Here is a 17134-nt window from a genome sequence, read left to right on the forward strand (position 1 = left end):
TCCTGAGTTCACTAATTCTCTAAACTTAAGGCTAATCATGACTATCGCTTCCTCCAACGGTTCTAACGGATCTCAATCTCGTCCTGTCAACACTAATACCACAATTAATGTTTCTTCTCGACCCGATCGCAACACCTTAAATGGTCAAGAAGCAAAGTTGCATTCTCCTTCCGAAGAAAGCAACCAAGCAATGATGGATGCTGTACGGACAATGCTTTTGGGAGTAGGAGAAGATCCCGAACGAGAAGGATTGCTGAAAACTCCGAAGCGAGTTGCAGAGGCGATGCGCTTCCTCACCAGTGGCTACAATCAGTCTCTTGAAGAACTGGTAAACAATGCCATTTTTGATGAAGGTCACAACGAAATGGTACTCGTTAGAGATATCAATTTCTTTAGCCTTTGCGAACACCATATGCTACCTTTCATGGGTAGAGCGCACGTTGCTTATATCCCCAACCAAAAAGTAGTGGGATTGAGCAAATTAGCCAGAATTGTGGAAATGTATTCTCGCCGTTTGCAAGTTCAAGAACGTTTAACTCGCCAAATTGCCGAAGCAATTCAAACTATTTTAGAACCACAAGGCGTAGCTGTAGTTATGGAAGCTAGCCACATGTGTATGGTGATGCGAGGTGTCCAAAAACCCGGTTCTTGGACTGTTACTAGTGCAATGGTCGGAGTATTCCAAGATGAACAAAAAACTCGGGAAGAATTTCTCAATTTAATTCGTCACCAACCCGCATTCTTCTAAGAAATTTTTATTTTAGATTTGAGATTTTCACTTGATTGAAACTCAAATCTAAAATTATCTTAATTAATCAAAATCCTTTCGTTGTAATGACTTTAGTCAGATTGCCTAGCTAAAAATTAGGACTGAAGTCCTTACAACGAACTGCTTGTATTTAACAATAACTGTTCTGTTTGCTGTAGTTTGGTAAATAGTTGGGCGACTTTATCTAAGTCTTTGTCTCCTGGCGATCGCTCTACACCACTGGATAAATCAATGCCATTAGGTTTTACTAAACTTAAAGCATTCATAATATTATCTGGTGTTAATCCACCTGCGAGTAACCAAGGCAAACAAGGTTTATATTCTTGTAGTCTCAACCAATCTAAAGTTTTACCCGTACCACCTAATTGAGTCGGATCATAAGCATCTAGCAATAATAGATCTACAGAATCAGCATAGATTTCGGAATTAGTTAAACATTCATTAGTTTTGACTCGTAAAGCTTTGATAATTTCGATTCCTGGTAAGCACTGGCGCAACTCTTGGCAAAATTCTGGGGATTCATTGCCGTGTAACTGAACTCCAGTTAATTTTGTGGCACTTACTGTTTGACAAATTTCCGCCACAGTGGTATTAGCAAATACACCAATGCAGTCAACTTGGTGCGATAGTCTTTGGATAATCGCGGAAATTCCTGCTGCACTAAGGTAGCGGGGGGAGGAGGGGACGCAGATGAATCCTAAAGCTGTCGCACCCATTTGAGCGATCGCATCACCTTGTTCCAGTTTAGTAATCCCGCAAATCTTTACCCGCATATTTTCTCTAATCTCCATCAACTGTCTAGATTTGTATCAAAATTTTGCGACAATGTTAACTCTTAAAACAAAAATCGGTTTTTGGATCGGAGCTTTTTATAATTCTTGATGAAGTTCTGTAATGGAGACGCATCTTGATTAACTCAATTTTACTCGGAGTTGAGTATACTGCTCCCACCACAGCCAGTTGGAGCCCCGCTGTAGGCGTAGTTATGATCCTCTGTAACTTGCTCGCTATTGCCATTGGGCGCTTTGCAATTCAAAATCCCGGACAAAGCCCAGATCTTCCTGTAGATAAACCCGCACTATTCCGTAATTTTACTTTGGCTGAATTGCTGGCAACCATGAGTTTTGGTCATATCCTGGGGGCTGGCGTAATTCTCGGTTTGGGTAATGCAGGTGTCCTTTAATCAATAATTCAGGAAACAGAACCCAGAAGATAGTAAGGATGATTTTTTTTCCTATCTCCTGTCTTCGATCGTCTGAATTGTTCATCAACTGCTAGCTCTCCGTCATATAATCCATCTATTCAGTTTCTCGAAATAGGAGAAAGAATTTTGATCCACTCACTTTTATTAGCCGCACAAGTCCTGAATGTTCGCTCCGAAAATTGGTCTTTGCAGATAGGAGCAATCATGATTGTTTGCAATATTCTGGCACTTTTAATTGTTCGCTATGCTACACAAGATCGAGGCAGCAAACCAGCTTCACCTGTACCCGGATTTGGTTTACCACAACTGATTGCAGGTGCTTGCTTTGGTCACATTTTGGGCGCTGGCGTAATTTTGGGACTAACTAACTCTGGAGTCCTCTAGTTAACTGGATCTTAGAGATCCCCGACTTCTTGAAGAAGTCGGGGATCTGTTCGTCAGAAATTGAATCATACCTTAAATTTAAAGTAGGGAAAGTTCAAGGAAGTTTGTTATGCAGTCAGGTTGGCGAATCGGGTCTATATTCGGTATTCCATTGTACATTGACCCATCGTGGCTAATTATTTTAGCCTTTTTTAGTTTCGCCAATGGAATCAATTTACAACAAGATTATCCGGGTTGGTCTTCGGGAACGGCTTGGTTAATTGGTTTTTTTATGGCACTACTGCTGTTTCTTTCCGTATTATTGCATGAGTTGGGTCATAGTTTAGTTGCTCGATCGCAAGGGATTAAAGTTAGCTCGATTACTTTATTTTTGTTTGGTGGAATTGCCGCGATCGATCGGGAATCAAAAACACCAGGTTTATCTTTTCAAGTAGCGATCGCAGGCCCTACAGTTAGCTTCTGTTTGTTTATATTATTAACTTCGATCGCTCTGCCATTGCCAGAGTTGAGTCCCTTTGGTGTATTAGTCAAAAGTTTAGCAGAAATTAATTTGATTTTGGCTTTATTTAATTTAATTCCCGGATTACCTTTAGATGGAGGACAAATTTTAAAGGCTGCGGTGTGGAAGGTGACAGGCGATCGTTTTAAAGCGATTTATTGGGCAGCTAAATCAGGAAAATTAATCGGTTGGACAGGAATTCTTGGTGGTGTAATTTTTAGTTTCTGGATACCTGGTTTATTATGGATTTCTTTACTTGGTTGGTTTATCTTGCGAAATGCTAACGCTTACGAACAAGTTACCAACGTACAGCAAACTTTATTGAATTTGACTGCTGCTGACGCAATGACTAGAGAATTTCGCGTCATTGATGCCAATATGAATTTACAACAATTTGCTAACGATCACCTGCTCAGGGCTAATCAAACAGAAGTTTATTTTGCCGCTTCTGAAGGTCGATATCGTGGTTTAGTTTCGATTGATGATTTGCGATCGATTGAAAGGAGTCAATGGGAAACCCAAACAGTTCATAGCATAGCTAAACCTCTGCCAGAAATTAACCATGTAGATGAAAAAACTTTGTTGGTAGATGTAATTAACCGTTTAGAAACTGATAACTTACCAAGAATTACGGTACTTTCTCCAGCTGGCGCTGTGTCTGGATTGATCGATCGAGGCGATATTGTCAGAGCTTTAGCCCAAAAGCTAAACGTGATGATTCCTGAAGCCCAAATTAAACAAATTAAAGCAGAAGGTAGCTATCCTCCAGGCTTACAAATTGCCACACTAGCTCAACAAGCCGCAGAAACGCGATCGATAGAGAATAATCAATCTTAAACCTCAAAAGCCTTAGTTTTAACCACCTAATCTTGACAACCAAAGCATAGGTGGCTCATTTTATATTGAGAGTGACGTTATCGTTAAAATTGCAGAAGATTGACAAATCCAACTAAGAATTAAAGATTGTCAAGAAAGGTTAATATTCTATTCTAAATTCCCCATTGTAACAAGTTATAATAATAGGTTAAGAGCTTAAAACCTAAAAAGTTAATCAGCTGAGGCTGACTCATTCAAGAGGTAATAAAAGTATGAACTTCACTTTCATGATTCCACTAACAATTTTCATAGTGGCTACTTACTTTGTCAAAAAATCGTCGGATGAAATAGTTTACCTTTGTGGTCTAATCGCCATAGTAGGTTTGCTTTTGAGCTTGATATTAGCCCCTTGGCAAATTCAGCTTTTCTTATTAGTGATTGCTGGACTTTCGACGCTAAAATTGCGCCAACCAAATCAAACAGTATTAGAGATAGAACCAACCAACAAACTATCTCTACTTTATCGGGGAAGTAACTACGAGCATAGCTCTGTAAGTAATAACCACGAAGTTGCCGAAACGGATTTAACCGGAAAATATCGCGGTCAAGTTTGGCAAAATCACCATTCGGAAGCAGCTAAAATTCCCCAAATTTTCCATCTGAGATATAGAGGTGCGAATCTAGACTGTCAAAAATATGTTGCGCCTTCCGATCGAGAAAAAACTGTGATTCAAGTAAAAGTAGATATAAATTCAGCAACTCCTATTAATCATCAAACTTGAATTATTTATTTAGACTGGTTACTGGCTATAGTTAAGGATTTCCAAGAAATTGATGAACCGTAATCTAAATGAAGTTAAGCCTGAATTGATTGCCATTCTAAATCAGTTAAAGGGTGCATTACTAATTGAGTATTAAAGCAAGTCTCGGCAGCTGAAATTAGTGCTTGCATTACAGTTTCAATTAAACTTTCTCCCTGTTGATTAACAGATAAATTAATCATTGGTGGTGGAGTTTCAGGAAAAACTTGAGAGAACAGAGATCGATCGGGCTGTAAACGCATTGAACCATGTTGCAAAATCGCACCATCTCGATAAACTTGAGCACTACCAATCAGTTTAGAACCATTTTCTAACAATAAATCTGCACCTGTAGCCGTAGCAAAACAATTAGGATTGTGAATGTAACCGCGCCCAGTCGTACCATAGTGTAAGTTTACGCCGAGCGATCGCCAACCCGCAATTAAAAACTCGCATAACTTTTGATAAACTTGGATTCGACTACCAGTAATTCCCGAAGTAATTATCGCATAAGTCAAATCACCTTGATGTAAAACCGCCCTTCCCCCCGTCGGACGACGCACCAAATCTAATCGAGAATTTTCCCAACTTAAATTTTCCCAAAAATCCGGCCAACGTCGCTGATGATATCCTAAAGAAATCGCTGCTGGCGACCAAGTATAAAAACGTAAAGTAGGCGGATGTAAACCCAGTCGATGCTGTTCCAAAAGCCAAGCATCAATAGCCATTTGCACCTTACCGGAAGCCGACAGCAGCGGAATTAAACGGAACTTGTTATTAGTCATATCATGTCCAGTTAAATTGTTTGTAGTTGCGACTTCAGTCGGATATTTTTACAGGAAAAACACTGAAGTGTTTACAACAAACCAGTTTTACCACAAGCGATCGAAGATGATATAACTACTAACAAAACTCTTCTGGCAAAGCTTCATCATTATTATCAGCAATTGTGGCAACAATAGTAATAGCACGAGAGATTTCCCCTGGAGAAAGTTCCGCCACAGTGCGAGTCGTAATCACCACTACTTGATCTTCAATAATCGCAAAACGAGACTCAAAAGTTTCCGTTCCATTCATCTGCAAAAGTTTTCGCATTAACCCTAATTCATCTTTTGCAGGTAGTTTTAGCACCGAAGACCAAACGGTAAAGCTATCATTCTCTGTAGATCCAGTGAGTTGGACAAATACTTCAACAGTACCGTATTTAAACTTCCACAGATGACCCGCCTCAGTAATACTCACCATTGCCGTATCATCTTGTTCCAAGCTGGAGATTACAGTTTCAATCACATCTTGGTAATTAACTGTTTCTTCCACCAACTCATCAGTTAGTTCCTTGCTAGACAAATCTTGAGTCGCAACCGTTTCTGCATCCGGCTGAAAGGTAGTCATACAAATTTCCCTTTATCTTCTGTTGAGGTACTAGACCAACACTATCGTTTCTTGGCACTTTTGTGGAAGTCGTGCCAGTTAATGCCTTTAGATCAAAAATATCCAACTGCTTTTTGTGGGGCAGTTATCTTGCTAGCCATTGTTCCTGGCAGGCAGGATGCCCACCCCACAAAATGAGATTATTTAACTAAACAGTGGCTTTTTTCTGCTTGTCAACAGTGCTCTTCAAGCCATTAAGAAACATCGGCACAAATTTTTCCATAAATGCTTGCGGATCGCGGTTCCAAGCTTTTTGAGCTATTTGAATTCGAGTCATCTGCAATTGAGGTGCTAGCAACGCTTGGGGGAGACGTTCCATCAAGTACTGGGGACGTTCCCACAAAGGCATAGTGTTGGCAACTTCCAGTAAGTTATCTAAGCGGCGCAGTTCTGCACCCAAGGTAATATCCATACCAGATTCATAAGCTGCTTGTTCGATCGCCGCATACTTGCGCTTAGCTTGTTCCACCTTCTGCCGATGTTGCGGGCTTTTTTTGGCAATTTCCGCTAACCAACGATTTCCCCAACGAACGTGCCCAGCTTCTTCAGGAAAAATGCGTTCGATCGTTTCGCGAATCTTAATATTTTCTTCAGTTTGTGGCGCTTCTTTCAAAGCGTAAATATGCGCCGCAAAATATTCACAACCCCGTTTTTCCGTAACGTTAATTGCCGCTAAAGCCGAAATAATTCCATCTTCTAGCTTACTTTCTGAGTTAAAGGAATCTTTATCTAAAAGGCGATCGAATTCGTCAATGTAAGAATTTCCCGGTGGCGTACCAACATCTTCTCCCATATCGACCAACAAATCAGTCAACCACATGGCGTGACGCGCTTCGTCAGCAATGTGATGGGAGAGATCCCGGATCAATCTTGGTTCTTTGCCATTTAGTGATTCAATGACTTCTGTCAGATCTTTACAGCTGCGTTGTTCGCTGTAACGGTAGCGGTTGAGGGTGATGATGTGGATTTCGCGATCAGCAACCACCTGCTTCAAGATTTCCCTTGCACCAATAGAGTTTTGTAATTTCCTTGGGTAAGCAACAGTCATAATTGTTGAGTTTTGTAAAGAGATCTCACAAATTAGATTTTAATACTTATTCCAAAATCAGTGTGGCAGCAGTTCTGAACCAATACTGCTCGGTTAAGAGTAGGGGCGAAGCATTCGGGCGACAATTTATGACTCAAACCCTAGATTTTCTGTCCGAATGCTTCGCCCCTACAAAGGCAAAAAATGCTTAACCGAGAAGTATTGAGTTCTGAACTCACTAACAAAGCACAAAAAAAGCCACCAATTAAGGTGGCTAAATGTTAATTAAACAACAACTGTTTTTTAGCAGTCGTAGTAGAGGGCATACTCGTAAGGATGAGGACGTAACCGCATCGGGTTAACTTCCTTATCAATCTTGTAAGAAATCCAAGTTTGGATAAAGTCTTCCGTGAATACACCACTTTCAGTCAAGAAAGCATGATCTTTTTCCAAAGCTTCCAAAGCACCTTCCAAAGAACCCGGAGTAGAAGGAACCTTACTCAACTCTTCAGGACTCAGTTCGTAAATATCCACATCCAGAGGTTCACCTGGATCGATTTGATTCTTAATCCCATCAATACCCGCACAAAGCATCGCCGCAAAAGCCAGATACGGATTACAAGTAGCATCAGGACAACGGAATTCTAACCGCTTAGCTTTGGGATTACCACCAGACAGCGGAATCCGAATCGAAGCCGAACGATTGCCTTGAGAATAAGCCAAGTTCACAGGCGCTTCAAAACCAGGCACCAACCGCTTGTAAGAGTTGGTCGTCGGGTTAGTCAAAGCCAACAGCGCAGGCGCGTGCTTCAAAATACCACCGATATAATAAAGCGCCATTTGACTCAAACCAGCATATTTGTCACCAGCAAACAAAGGCTGACCATCTTTCCAGATCGACTGGTGAGTGTGCATCCCAGAACCATTGTCATTAAACACTGGCTTGGGCATAAAGGTAACGGTTTTACCGTATTTCTTCGCAACGTTCTTAATTACATACTTGTAAGTCATCAAGTCATCTGCTGCCTTGATTAACTTATTGAAGCGAATACCTAGTTCGCACTGACCCCCGGAAGCAACTTCATGGTGATGCTTTTCGATCGGTACACCGCACTCTGCCATAGTTAGCAGCATCTCTGTCCGCATATCTTGGGAAGTATCGGTCGGGGAAACTGGGAAGTAACCTTCTTTATAGCGAGGTTTGTAGCCCAAGTTTGGCCCTTCGTTTTTCCCTGTATTCCAACGACCTTCAACAGAGTCTACGTAATAGTAGCCTTCGTGTTCGTTTTGGTCGAAGCGAACATCATCGAAAATAAAGAATTCCGCTTCTGGGCCGATGAATACTGTGTCGCCAATACCTGTAGAAATTAGATAATCAACTGCTTTTTGGGCAATTGTCCGCGGGTCACGGCTGTAAGGTTGACCTGTGCGGGGTTCGATAATGCTACAGATAACACTGAGGGTGGGTTCTTTCATGAAGGGGTCAATCCAGGCGGTGGTGGGATCGAGCACCATTGCCATGTCTGACTCATTGATGGCTTTCCAACCCCTGATACTGGAACCATCAAAGGCTACACCTTCGCTGAAACTGCTTTCATCGATTTGGTCATGGTACATCGACAAGTGTTGCCAAATACCAGGCATATCGATGAATTTGAGGTCAATGATTTGGATGTTCTTTTCTTTAACGTAGTTTAAGAACTCTTGCGGGGTCTGGAACATGAATTACTCCGTAACTTTTGATCTCGTAAAGTCTGGATATAGATAATCAGCTGTGGTGAAGGTTCAGGTCAAGGGGCAGAAAACCTAGATTTGAGAGAATTTTACTGGGTGTGCCTGTCTTTTTTGATCTGACACCTAATGCTACTGCCTGGATCTCTCATCATTGTTACTCTGGGATGTCCAGACAGATTTGATTCAAATTAAATAGCCGATTTTGCCGACTCAATAGTATACCTGCATCATCCTAGAGATAGGTTTCAGGATCTTTTGTATTCAGCTTTACAGAATATCCTTGTCTTGGTACGCGATCGCCTAAAGAAAAGGTTAAAAAATGTAGCAACTTTGACAGAAAGCTTGGGCAGCTTAACTTTACTCCGGTAAAATCGTAGCAATAACTACAGTTTATGGCTGCGATAACAATGGCTTTTAAATTCCAGACCGATTTAACAACACAGGAAGCACAGCAATATCGTGCGGGATTGCGGGTTGAGTTAAAACAGCGTCCAGGGGTGGTGGATGTAATTGCCGAGTATGACCCGATGATGGTGCCGCCAATTTGGTTGGTGGGCGATCCCCAGCCTCGCTATCCTGAAGAGTTAATTTTGTTGTCTGAGCCGTTGACAGACTGGTTTAAATCAGCTATTAATTTCCAGCCGGAATATCCTTCTTGTCACTTAAAAAATCGCCCCAAACAAGAAGTTTTAGTTTAATGTTTCTCTCCGATTACAAAAGCTGTCAAAGGTAACTTTTGGGGCATGATTTTGTTGTAAACTACAATCGGCTATCTACGCCACAGGTAAAGGTTTGTGTTTCTTGGTTAAACTTTGTTAACTTGAGTTTTAACCTAGAAGCAGGTGTCTCTGTCCGATGTTGTCATGCGGATGAGATGCAACCAGATTTCAGCAATAGTAAAACCCCAATAGTAACATTCACTGGGAGAGCAATTTCATGCGGGACGCAGTTACAAATTTAATTAGAAATTACGATGTTAGTGGTCGTTATTTAGACCGGAATGCTGTTGATGCGCTGAAAGCCTATTTTGAAACGGGTACGGCTAGAGTAGCTGCTGCTGCGGTGATTAATGCTAATGCAGCGGAGATCGTTAGACAGGCTGGATCGCAATTGTTTGATGAGTTGCCAGAATTGATTCGCCCGGGTGGAAATGCTTATACGACTCGTCGTTATGCGGCTTGTCTAAGGGATATGGATTATTATCTCCGTTATGCTAGCTATGCGCTGGTGGCTGGGGATAATTATGTTTTGGATGAGCGGGTGTTACAAGGGTTGCGGGAGACTTATAATTCTCTGGGTGTACCCATTGGGCCAACTGTGCGTGGTATCCAAATTATGAAGGATATTGTTAAGGAACAAGTGGAAGCAGCTGGGATTCAGAATGCTTCTTTTTTAGATCAGCCTTTCGATCATTTGACTCGCGACTTTAGCGAACAAAATGTTTAGATTAGACGGTTGAAATTGTAGTTAGAAAAATTAGCGATCGCACTTTTTCCCTAATTTGCTGAAAGGGGGGGAGGTGCGATCGCTATTCTATATTCGGATCTTGAATTTAAAATTTCGATCGCACTTTTAACCGCTATCATTAAAGCCAGCAACTATTTTATTAAGTAGATGAGTTTGTTGGGAGCTATACAAAAATGATCGTAATTGTTGTCACAATCAACATACTCATCGCCCTATTCAACTTTTACCTAGCTTGGCAAATTTGGAAAATCCGTAGGTCGATCGCAGGTGCAACAAAAGCGATCGTGGTCGCGGAACGAAATACTTACAACGTACTGCATAGCGCCCCAGACACAATCATTTTAGGACAAAAAGGTTCTAAGACCCTGCGGGAAAAATACCGAAATCTAGAATTCCAATTGGAAAAACTGGGACGACTCTTAGGAATACTCAACTTTAGCCAACAATTTTGGCGCAAACGCACCAGACGTAGTAGACCTTTGAAACAAATGAAGAAGCCGCTAGCAAAATAGATGCTAACGGTGCAAGCTAAGCGATACCCGCGATCGCATATCATACCAATCAGGAAAACCCGCCTAAAATGAGTAAAAGGATAAAATAGCAAAAAATGTCTGAGAATCGTTCAGGATCTTCGGGATCGTTTATTGGTGGTATGCTACTGGGAGCAGCTTTGGGAACTATTACAGGTTTGCTCTTAGCACCCCGCACTGGGAAAGAAACTCGCCATCTGCTGAAAAAATCTGCCGACGCACTCCCAGAGTTGGCAGAAGACATTTCTAGTAGTGTACAGCTGCAAGCCGATCGGCTTTCGGAATCAGCACTGCGAAATTGGGATAGTACCTTAACACGACTCAAAGAAGCGATCGCAGCTGGAGTGGAAGCAACTGCTCAAGAACAGGAAAATATCCAACGGCAAGAAACTACTTCCGCCTCCGAGCAAACTTTAGTTCAAGATTCTCTGACAGAGGTATACTCCAATTCTTATGCCTCTGAAACTACAGTAGTCAAAGCCGATCCTCAATCAACAGCGATCGAACCAGAATCATAATATTTAAACTCAAACTTTTGTGATTGACCCGTTATTTTGGCTGGGATTTTCTATTCTACTAGTTGCCGTTAGTCTGGCGGCTGTTCTAGTAGCACTTCTACCAGCTGTTCAAGAAATTGCCCGTGCTGCTCGCAGTATCGAAAAGTTAGCTGATACTTTAAATAGAGAACTACCACCAACTTTAGAATCTATTCGCCTCACCGGAATCGAAATTACTGAGTTAACCGATGATGTCAGTGAAGGCGTAAAAAGTGCCAGTCAAGTAGTAAAAAATGTCGATAAAAGTATTGATGGCGCTAAAACTCAAGCGAAAAAAGTCCAAGTTAGTACTCGTAGTTTACTCACAGGTGTAAAAGCCGCCTGGAAAACTTTTAATCGTTCTAATAATACTAATAATAATTTTCCTCCCAGCGGACACCGTTCTGTCGATCGTCTCCCACCTGGACAAAGAATGCCTTTGGATTTTCCGGCTGAGCGATCGACCTCTTACCCCAAAGAAAACTCACAAGCAGACAAAGATTAAAGAGCAGAGGGGCAGGGGGGCAGGGGGGCAGGGGGGCAGGGGGGCAGAGGGGCAGGGGGGCAGAGGGGCAGAGGGGCAGAGGAATAAGAATTAATTTCAAGTATCAGAAATCTGCTACTTTTTTTCTGTTGGATTAATTCATTTTCTTAGAGTTAAGATTAACAATTAGAAAATTAGAAAATTAGAAATTTCAAGAATTTAAAACCATTTCTCTTGCTACTAATCTAAGAATTTTTCTCCCTGCCCCCCTGCCCCTCTGCCCCTAATCCAGCAACCTTTTTTCCCAACATTGAGATAATGCTGGTAAAATGGCGTACTATTAGAGTAAAGTAAAGAAGTGTAAAGAAATATTAGCTTTCTATTATCCTTTGTTTAATAAAAGTTCTTGTTAAATGTCCAAGTCTGAGATTGTGGTAAAACAGCCAATGCAGCAAAAACCTTTCCTGAAAAGAGTTCTGACATCCTTAGCCGCTTTTTTCCTCGCCGTATCAGTTTGGGTAGTAGCACCTGCTTATGCCCAAGCCTACGAGAACCCAGATTTACTACCGAACACTCAAACCCCGATTATTGACCTCGCCAAAACCTTCACCGAGATTCAGAAGGAAGCACTGACAAACGATATAGAAAATTTTGAAGCCGAAACAGGCTGGAAACTGAGAGTATTAACACAGTACGATCGTACACCAGGCAGAGCAGTTAAAGACTTTTGGGGCCTAGATGAAAAAAGCGTCCTCGTAGTTGCAGACTCCAGAGGCGGAAACATCCTCAACTTCAACGTCGGAGATGCTGTTTACCAACTCCTACCCCGTACCTTTTGGATAGAACTGCAAACTCGCTTTGGCAACCTTTACTTTGTCCGCGAACAAGGCGAAGCACAATCAATCATTCAATCCTTAGAATCAGTAAAAACCTGCTTAACTCAAGGCGGTTGCAACGTAGTTCCCGGATTACCGCGAGAACAATGGATTCTCACCTTAGTTACCTCAATTGTCGGTGGCGTAGTCTTAGGATTCGCGGCTCATCCCCGGAAACCTGGACAAATCGTAGCATGGCAATGGGCATTAATTTTCTCGCCCTTGTGGGGAATTTTGTTTATTGCCTTCGGAATCGGCCCTGTAGTCAGCCGTACTGCTGAATGGTTGCCCTTACTGCGAAATGTGGCAGGATTCATCATCGGAGCTTTAGTTGCTTATCTTACCCCAGCAGTTGGTTCTCCTTCGGAAGCTTCCAGCAGTCGTTAAATTGTTGGGTTTAACTAATTGTCAATATTTTACAGACCAGAACGCAAAGAACGCAAAAGTTAATTTTGTATTCTTTGCGTTCTACCTTTATGCTTTAACTAATTAACAAAAAAATTGTTTGTTGTAACGACTTTAGTCGTGGGTACGACAATCAAAGGACTAAAATCCTGACAACCAACTTCAATTATGCTTTAAGTAATAGCAGCTTCGGGGGCAGTTTTTCATGGAATGGCATATTACAGATGCCCAAAGTTTAGCAATAATCGATCGCGAAATCGGCGACCACATCTTTTCCCCAGCAGAATACGAAATAGTCCGCCGGGTAATTTATGACACAGCTGACTTTGAATATAAATCGCTGATTCGTTTCTCAGAAAGAGCCTTACAAGCAGGCGCAGCCGCATTAGCCGCCCGCACTACCATCGTCGTAGATGTGCCAATGGTACAAGTTGGCATTACCCCAATTATTCAAAACACCTTTGCCAACCCGGTTTACTGTAGCATGGACGCATTAACCCGCCCCCAAAAAGAACGAACTCGCGTAGCTTGGGGAATAGAAACTCTCGCCAAACGCTACCCAGAAGGAATTTTTGTCGTTGGTCATGCTCAAACGGCTCTTTCTACCCTAGTAGACTTAATTGAGAAAGAAGAAATTCGACCAGCTTTAGTAATTGGTACACCCGCAGGTTTTGTCGATGTAGATGTTGCTAAAGATAGATTACAAGACTCACTCATTGCCCACATCCGTACCGAAGGACGAAAAGGAAGCGCCGTAGTCGCCGCCGCAATCGTCAACGGATTAGTAGAATTAGCTTGGCAAGCTTACGGACAAGAAGGAGTAGTCGGCGGTTAATAATTTTGAGATAAATTAGTACTCAAATCCTGAATTTTTTCATTACCATCTCCCCAGGAGAGATAAAAATATGTCTTACTACTGGTTGTCTTATTTAATTCTGATCCCAGGAGCCTTACTCATGTTCTGGGCGCAGAGTCAAATCAAAGGAACTTATCACCGTTACTCTCAAGTTCGTTCTAGCATGGGCATGAGTGGAGCAGAAGTAGCTCAGGCGATTTTAGCCAAAATGGGAATTTATGATGTCTCAGTAGAGCCAGTAGCCGGAGAACTCACAGACCATTATGACCCCAGCGCCAAAGCTGTTCGTCTCTCTCAAGGAATCTATGGTTCTGATTCTATAGCAGCTGCGGCAGTAGCGGCTCATGAATGTGGTCATGTCCTCCAAGACAAACAAGGCTATAAATTCATGAATCTACGCGCCTCTTTAGTTCCTGTTGCTAATTTAGGTTCTCAACTTGGCCCAACTTTAGTAATTATTGGGCTTTTCCTCAGTGCAATGGGAACAATTTCTTCAGTGTTTATCAATATCGGAATTATCTTATTTCTGGGTGTAATTGCTTTTCATATTATCACCTTACCTGTAGAGTTTAATGCTTCTAGCCGTGCGCTCAAACTAATTAATCAAATGGGAATTCTCCAAGGAGAAGAGAACAAAGCAGCTAGGAAAGTATTAAATGCAGCTGCTTGGACTTATGTCGCAACTGCATTTTACGGTGTTCTACAATTAATTCAACTTTTGTTAATTTCCCGTAGTCGCGGTTAATAGTTCGTAGTGACGACTTTAGTCGGGCATCGGACAAAGTAAACGACTGAAGTCGCTACTACGAACTATTACCAGTCGTTTACTCTTTTTCGTCTTTTTGGTGATTTGACTGGGGGCATTTCTTCGGTTTCAATGTCTTCCTCAATCGGTCTTCTTCTTTTGTTTTGCCTTTCCATTTTTTCGGCTTTTTCAAAGGTGTAGCTTAGTTCTGTAAATTCTTTTTTTTGCAGGTAAGGATAGTCACTTACCCATAAATCAAGGTCGGAAATATAAATATCTGTGACTTTGCCGATAACGGCTAAATCTGGTTTATGAGACATCACCAACATTTCTGCACCTTGACCTCTTCTGAGAGATTTATGGATACGTTTTAGGGGAACTTGTAAACTAGTGGAAAAACCTGTTTCATCGCCGACTTCTATATTTAATCTTTTTTCGCGGTTTTCTACGATTACTAATTCGCCTTTTTTGTTAACATTCTGTTCTTTTCCTACTACTTCTTCAGTGATGTATAAATCCCAAATTTCACCTTTCCAAAAGCCACTGTATTTGTATTTGCGACATTGGTAGTTGCGTAAACTAGCCCAGAAAATTGGCCCCCATAAAAAATAGGAAGCAACTAAGATACCAGATATTAATGTGAAAGCGGCATATTCTGGCCCTAAGAAAGTAACTTCAATCCACCAAATTAACATGGCAACGACTAGAGACATTAGTAGTCGCAAGATATAATCTGCTGGTTTACCCCAATAATATTTGTATTGATTTCCTGTAGCCAGAATAGGGATTAGCTGTTCAAATTTTTGCCGGGTGATGGGAATGAGCATAATTAATAGGTGTTAAGAAAGGCTCTCTTGTACTTGTGGTAGAAAAGTCGGATTTTGGGGAATGGGGACTAGGGACTAGGGACTAGGGACTAGGGACTAGGGACTAGGGACTAGGGACTAGGGACTAGGGACTGGGAGTTTAGTCAGTTTTATTTCTCACCATCGGTATGGGAGAGCCGTTTTTATGTTGATTATGAATGTTGAATGTTGAGTTTTTAGCAATTGCCAAGCAACTACAAAATTTTCTCTAATCCATATACTAGCGATTTTAGTTGGGTGACTTGGCGAATTGCTAGTAGGACTCCGGGCATATAACAGGCGCGATCGCTAGTATCATGTCGTAAAGTGTAAATTTGCCCAGCTGCGCCAAAAATTACTTCTTGGTGAGCTATTAATCCGGGTAAGCGGACGCTATGAATCCGAATTCCTTCTTCTGCTACACTGCCTCTAGCTCCGGCTAATTTTTCCTCTTCCTTAACTAAGGGCGGATTGAAAGTTTTACCCATTTCTGCCAAGAGTTTTGCCGTTTGTACTGCTGTACCGCTCGGAGCGTCTGCTTTTTGATTGTGGTGTAGTTCAATAATTTCTACATGGTCAAAATATTTTGATGCTTGAACAGCAGCTTGTTGCAGCAGCACCATGCCAATGGAAAAATTGGGGATAATTAAACAGCCAGTACTCGCTTTTTCTGCAAACTCGGCTAATTCTTGGATTTGTTGTGTACTCATTCCGGTAGTTCCAACGACTGGGCGCACGCCGTAAGCGATCGCAGACCGCACCGAATCGTACACTGTACTAGGATGGGTAAAATCTACCATTACCCCCAGCTGTCTCTCCTGCGCTGCCATCGCCAACATTGGCTCAAACTGATTAGTAATTGGAACCTCTAATGTGCCACATCCGGCTATCTCACCAGCGTCTTTGTCTAAAACTTCTGGATTATGGTCGATAGCTCCCAACAGCGTCATATCACTTGCGCCAGCCACCGCTTTAATCACTTCACGACCCATTTTACCAGCCGCACCATTCACCACTACGGGTATGGGATATTGATTCGTCATGTCCTTAAAAATATCCTTGCATCTGATTAGCGAATTCTAGACTAAAATAAATGTCGCGTTGAGTTCAAACATCCCAACGCGACTAAAAAAAATTTACCTGCTTTGTTTTTTGGCAGCAAGGAGGTGCAACAGAGGCATTCCAGTACAACCTGAAATCGTTCATAAATTTCTCGTCAATTATTTTCAGATGATTGATTTCCCTTGTCATCATGGTCATCACTTTGAAAAGGATGTTGACCAATACCAAGTTCTCTTTTAGAACGTTTTAGTTGTTTCCACAATCCCTTGATTTGTTTATAAGCTTCTTCAGGAGGAAGCTTACCGCTAGTTTCTAAAGCACAGATAAAGTTGATTCTTTGAGTAAACTCTTGCAAATTGGCGTTAAATACCAAATTCTCTGGATTCACTGAACCGTAGTAGCGGCTACGGGGATAAAGAAAGTTAGCTTTTTCGTTCATTAGCTTCTCCACAATCTTGCTCTGGTAAATATATCTCTAATTCTGTTGTAATCTTTTTTTGGGATATTGTAATCTCTTCTAAGATATATTGATATTTTTGTTAATAATAATACACTACGCAGATACACTGAACAGCTGAGAAAATTTTCATAAACATATCTATTGCTTAATTGCATCATAGTCCTAAGTAATTAGGCTTAGAAATGCCATTAAACCAAGTTTTAAC

Annotated in this window: 21 protein-coding genes; 13 read left to right on the top strand and 8 right to left on the bottom strand. The window is 41.6% G+C overall.

Features of this window, described 5'->3' with window-relative positions; genetic code table 11:
- The first annotated feature begins 37 nt into the window (after nucleotides 1–37).
- Entirely contained in the window at nucleotides 38–748 is a 711-nt protein-coding gene (folE, locus tag ACE1B6_RS13820) for a GTP cyclohydrolase I FolE (RefSeq protein WP_413257821.1), read from the top strand.
- A gap of 131 nt (nucleotides 749–879) precedes the next feature.
- Here folE and ACE1B6_RS13825 read toward each other — a convergent pair whose 3' ends face one another.
- On the bottom strand, nucleotides 880–1542 hold the full coding sequence (locus ACE1B6_RS13825) for a phosphoribosylanthranilate isomerase (RefSeq protein ID WP_413257931.1): 663 nt from the start codon (nucleotides 1540–1542) through the stop codon (nucleotides 880–882).
- 131 nt (nucleotides 1543–1673) lie between these two features.
- Between ACE1B6_RS13825 and psaK (ACE1B6_RS13830) the strand changes: the two genes are divergently transcribed.
- The 4 genes from psaK (ACE1B6_RS13830) to ACE1B6_RS13845 all read left to right on the top strand — a co-directional run bounded on the left by psaK (ACE1B6_RS13830) (nucleotide 1674) and on the right by ACE1B6_RS13845 (nucleotide 4454).
- Entirely contained in the window at nucleotides 1674–1952 is a 279-nt protein-coding gene (gene psaK / locus ACE1B6_RS13830) for a photosystem I reaction center subunit PsaK (protein ID WP_413257932.1), read from the top strand.
- Between the two features lie 147 nt (nucleotides 1953–2099).
- On the top strand, nucleotides 2100–2357 hold the full coding sequence (gene psaK, locus ACE1B6_RS13835; protein ID WP_413257822.1) for a photosystem I reaction center subunit PsaK: 258 nt from the start codon (nucleotides 2100–2102) through the stop codon (nucleotides 2355–2357).
- Between the two features lie 109 nt (nucleotides 2358–2466).
- Entirely contained in the window at nucleotides 2467–3693 is a 1227-nt protein-coding gene (locus tag ACE1B6_RS13840; RefSeq protein WP_413257823.1) for a site-2 protease family protein, read from the top strand.
- Nucleotides 3694–3944: 251 nt separating this feature from the next.
- Complete coding sequence (locus ACE1B6_RS13845) at nucleotides 3945–4454, top strand: DUF4278 domain-containing protein (protein ID WP_413257824.1); 510 nt, start codon at nucleotides 3945–3947, stop codon at nucleotides 4452–4454.
- A gap of 74 nt (nucleotides 4455–4528) precedes the next feature.
- Here ACE1B6_RS13845 and ACE1B6_RS13850 read toward each other — a convergent pair whose 3' ends face one another.
- From ACE1B6_RS13850 to glnA, 4 genes are all read right to left on the bottom strand, one after another.
- On the bottom strand, nucleotides 4529–5257 hold the full coding sequence (locus tag ACE1B6_RS13850; protein WP_413257825.1) for a lipoate--protein ligase family protein: 729 nt from the start codon (nucleotides 5255–5257) through the stop codon (nucleotides 4529–4531).
- Between the two features lie 118 nt (nucleotides 5258–5375).
- Nucleotides 5376–5864: a YbjN domain-containing protein gene (locus ACE1B6_RS13855; RefSeq protein ID WP_413257826.1), complete on the bottom strand. Its 489-nt coding sequence runs from the start codon at nucleotides 5862–5864 to the stop codon at nucleotides 5376–5378.
- A gap of 187 nt (nucleotides 5865–6051) precedes the next feature.
- Nucleotides 6052–6951, bottom strand: a complete 900-nt coding sequence (locus tag ACE1B6_RS13860) for a ferritin-like domain-containing protein (RefSeq protein ID WP_413257827.1) — start codon at nucleotides 6949–6951, stop codon at nucleotides 6052–6054.
- A 282-nt stretch (nucleotides 6952–7233) separates the two neighbouring features.
- Nucleotides 7234–8652: a type I glutamate--ammonia ligase gene (glnA, locus tag ACE1B6_RS13865; RefSeq protein ID WP_413257828.1), complete on the bottom strand. Its 1419-nt coding sequence runs from the start codon at nucleotides 8650–8652 to the stop codon at nucleotides 7234–7236.
- A gap of 404 nt (nucleotides 8653–9056) precedes the next feature.
- Here glnA and ACE1B6_RS13870 point away from each other — a divergent pair, with 404 nt between their 5' ends.
- The 8 genes from ACE1B6_RS13870 to ACE1B6_RS13905 all read left to right on the top strand — a co-directional run bounded on the left by ACE1B6_RS13870 (nucleotide 9057) and on the right by ACE1B6_RS13905 (nucleotide 14562).
- Nucleotides 9057–9362, top strand: a complete 306-nt coding sequence (locus ACE1B6_RS13870; RefSeq protein WP_413257829.1) for a hypothetical protein — start codon at nucleotides 9057–9059, stop codon at nucleotides 9360–9362.
- A gap of 238 nt (nucleotides 9363–9600) precedes the next feature.
- Nucleotides 9601–10110, top strand: coding sequence for an allophycocyanin subunit beta (gene apcB, locus ACE1B6_RS13875; protein WP_413257830.1), 510 nt, complete (start codon nucleotides 9601–9603; stop codon nucleotides 10108–10110).
- A gap of 194 nt (nucleotides 10111–10304) precedes the next feature.
- Entirely contained in the window at nucleotides 10305–10643 is a 339-nt protein-coding gene (locus ACE1B6_RS13880; RefSeq protein WP_413257831.1) for a hypothetical protein, read from the top strand.
- 95 nt (nucleotides 10644–10738) lie between these two features.
- Nucleotides 10739–11179 carry a YtxH domain-containing protein gene (locus ACE1B6_RS13885; RefSeq protein WP_413257832.1) on the top strand — a complete coding sequence of 147 codons (441 nt, stop codon included), beginning with the start codon at nucleotides 10739–10741 and terminating at the stop codon, nucleotides 11177–11179.
- A gap of 19 nt (nucleotides 11180–11198) precedes the next feature.
- Nucleotides 11199–11702: a DUF948 domain-containing protein gene (locus ACE1B6_RS13890; RefSeq protein ID WP_413257833.1), complete on the top strand. Its 504-nt coding sequence runs from the start codon at nucleotides 11199–11201 to the stop codon at nucleotides 11700–11702.
- A gap of 425 nt (nucleotides 11703–12127) precedes the next feature.
- Nucleotides 12128–12943 carry a TPM domain-containing protein gene (locus ACE1B6_RS13895; RefSeq protein ID WP_413257933.1) on the top strand — a complete coding sequence of 272 codons (816 nt, stop codon included), beginning with the start codon at nucleotides 12128–12130 and terminating at the stop codon, nucleotides 12941–12943.
- A 223-nt stretch (nucleotides 12944–13166) separates the two neighbouring features.
- Nucleotides 13167–13796, top strand: coding sequence for a precorrin-8X methylmutase (locus ACE1B6_RS13900; RefSeq protein ID WP_413257834.1), 630 nt, complete (start codon nucleotides 13167–13169; stop codon nucleotides 13794–13796).
- A 70-nt stretch (nucleotides 13797–13866) separates the two neighbouring features.
- Nucleotides 13867–14562: a zinc metallopeptidase gene (locus ACE1B6_RS13905; protein ID WP_413257835.1), complete on the top strand. Its 696-nt coding sequence runs from the start codon at nucleotides 13867–13869 to the stop codon at nucleotides 14560–14562.
- Nucleotides 14563–14630: 68 nt separating this feature from the next.
- Here ACE1B6_RS13905 and ACE1B6_RS13910 read toward each other — a convergent pair whose 3' ends face one another.
- From ACE1B6_RS13910 to ACE1B6_RS13920, 3 genes are all read right to left on the bottom strand, one after another.
- A complete protein-coding gene (locus ACE1B6_RS13910; RefSeq protein WP_413257836.1) occupies nucleotides 14631–15389 on the bottom strand; it encodes a phosphate ABC transporter permease in 759 nt (252 codons plus the stop codon).
- 233 nt (nucleotides 15390–15622) lie between these two features.
- Nucleotides 15623–16450, bottom strand: coding sequence for a 4-hydroxy-tetrahydrodipicolinate reductase (gene dapB / locus ACE1B6_RS13915; protein ID WP_413257837.1), 828 nt, complete (start codon nucleotides 16448–16450; stop codon nucleotides 15623–15625).
- A gap of 173 nt (nucleotides 16451–16623) precedes the next feature.
- Nucleotides 16624–16908 (bottom strand): DUF7219 family protein, encoded by a 285-nt coding sequence (locus ACE1B6_RS13920; protein ID WP_413257838.1) that lies wholly within the window; start codon nucleotides 16906–16908, stop codon nucleotides 16624–16626.
- Between the last annotated feature and the right edge of the window lie 226 nt (nucleotides 16909–17134).

This window comes from Floridaenema fluviatile BLCC-F154 (assembly GCF_041929135.1).
Classification (GTDB): domain Bacteria; phylum Cyanobacteriota; class Cyanobacteriia; order Cyanobacteriales; family Aerosakkonemataceae; genus Floridanema; species Floridanema fluviatile.

What these genes read in the sequence shown, in the direction of transcription:
- ACE1B6_RS13845 (WP_413257824.1), top strand. Translation starts at nt 3,945, where the DNA reads ATGAACTTCACTTTCATGATTCCACTAACAATTTTCATAGTGGCTACT.
- ACE1B6_RS13880 (WP_413257831.1), top strand. Translation starts at nt 10,305, where the DNA reads ATGATCGTAATTGTTGTCACAATCAACATACTCATCGCCCTATTCAAC.
- ACE1B6_RS13840 (WP_413257823.1), top strand. Translation starts at nt 2,467, where the DNA reads ATGCAGTCAGGTTGGCGAATCGGGTCTATATTCGGTATTCCATTGTAC.
- ACE1B6_RS13870 (WP_413257829.1), top strand. Translation starts at nt 9,057, where the DNA reads ATGGCTGCGATAACAATGGCTTTTAAATTCCAGACCGATTTAACAACA.
- ACE1B6_RS13885 (WP_413257832.1), top strand. Translation starts at nt 10,739, where the DNA reads ATGTCTGAGAATCGTTCAGGATCTTCGGGATCGTTTATTGGTGGTATG.
- folE (WP_413257821.1), top strand. Translation starts at nt 38, where the DNA reads ATGACTATCGCTTCCTCCAACGGTTCTAACGGATCTCAATCTCGTCCT.
- ACE1B6_RS13900 (WP_413257834.1), top strand. Translation starts at nt 13,167, where the DNA reads ATGGAATGGCATATTACAGATGCCCAAAGTTTAGCAATAATCGATCGC.
- ACE1B6_RS13825 (WP_413257931.1), bottom strand. Translation starts at nt 1,542, where the DNA reads ATGCGGGTAAAGATTTGCGGGATTACTAAACTGGAACAAGGTGATGCG.
- ACE1B6_RS13895 (WP_413257933.1), top strand. Translation starts at nt 12,128, where the DNA reads ATGCAGCAAAAACCTTTCCTGAAAAGAGTTCTGACATCCTTAGCCGCT.
- ACE1B6_RS13920 (WP_413257838.1), bottom strand. Translation starts at nt 16,908, where the DNA reads ATGAACGAAAAAGCTAACTTTCTTTATCCCCGTAGCCGCTACTACGGT.
- ACE1B6_RS13905 (WP_413257835.1), top strand. Translation starts at nt 13,867, where the DNA reads ATGTCTTACTACTGGTTGTCTTATTTAATTCTGATCCCAGGAGCCTTA.
- glnA (WP_413257828.1), bottom strand. Translation starts at nt 8,652, where the DNA reads ATGTTCCAGACCCCGCAAGAGTTCTTAAACTACGTTAAAGAAAAGAAC.
- apcB (WP_413257830.1), top strand. Translation starts at nt 9,601, where the DNA reads ATGCGGGACGCAGTTACAAATTTAATTAGAAATTACGATGTTAGTGGT.
- ACE1B6_RS13860 (WP_413257827.1), bottom strand. Translation starts at nt 6,951, where the DNA reads ATGACTGTTGCTTACCCAAGGAAATTACAAAACTCTATTGGTGCAAGG.
- ACE1B6_RS13910 (WP_413257836.1), bottom strand. Translation starts at nt 15,389, where the DNA reads ATGCTCATTCCCATCACCCGGCAAAAATTTGAACAGCTAATCCCTATT.
- dapB (WP_413257837.1), bottom strand. Translation starts at nt 16,450, where the DNA reads ATGACGAATCAATATCCCATACCCGTAGTGGTGAATGGTGCGGCTGGT.
- ACE1B6_RS13850 (WP_413257825.1), bottom strand. Translation starts at nt 5,257, where the DNA reads ATGACTAATAACAAGTTCCGTTTAATTCCGCTGCTGTCGGCTTCCGGT.
- ACE1B6_RS13855 (WP_413257826.1), bottom strand. Translation starts at nt 5,864, where the DNA reads ATGACTACCTTTCAGCCGGATGCAGAAACGGTTGCGACTCAAGATTTG.